Source organism: Bacillus sp. 05T31, from assembly GCF_056396725.1.
This window is the reverse complement of sequence record NZ_JBFTMA010001382.1, coordinates 1-454: the sequence shown is the minus strand read 5'-3', so window position 1 is coordinate 454 and position 454 is coordinate 1. Positions and strand designations below refer to the sequence as shown.

Below are 454 nucleotides of genomic sequence, written 5' to 3'. Positions count from 1 at the left end.
AACTTCTTCTGTCGCTTCCTCAGGTTTCTCTAATTCCACAACTTCTTCTGCTGCTTCCTCAGATTTCTCTAATTCCACAACTTCTTCTGTCGCTTCCTTAGTTTCTTCTAATTCCACAACTTCTTCTGTCGCTTCCTTAGCTTCTTCTAACTCCACAACTTCTTCTGCTTCTTTAGATTCCTCTAATTCCACAACTTCTGCTTCCTTAGCTTCTTCTAATTCCACAACTTCTTCTGTCGCTTCCTCAGGTTTCTCTAATTCCACAACTTCTTCTGTCGCTTCCTTAGTTTCTTCTAATTCCACAACTTCTTCTGTCGCTTCCTCAGATTTCTCTAATTCTACAACTTCTTCTGCTGCTTCCTCAGCTTCCTCTAATTCCACAACTCGCTTCCTCAGATTTCTCTAATTCTACAACTTCTTCTGCTGCTTCCTCAGCTTCCTCTAATTCCACAAC

The 454-nt window shown here is 41.2% G+C and carries 1 protein-coding gene; it reads right to left on the bottom strand.

The window, feature by feature from the left end; all coding sequences use genetic code 11:
• Window positions 1-381: hypothetical protein (locus AC1DJR_RS33410; protein WP_477004614.1), on the bottom strand; the 381-nt coding region annotated here is incomplete at its 3' end.
• Window positions 382-454 lie beyond the last annotated feature (73 nt).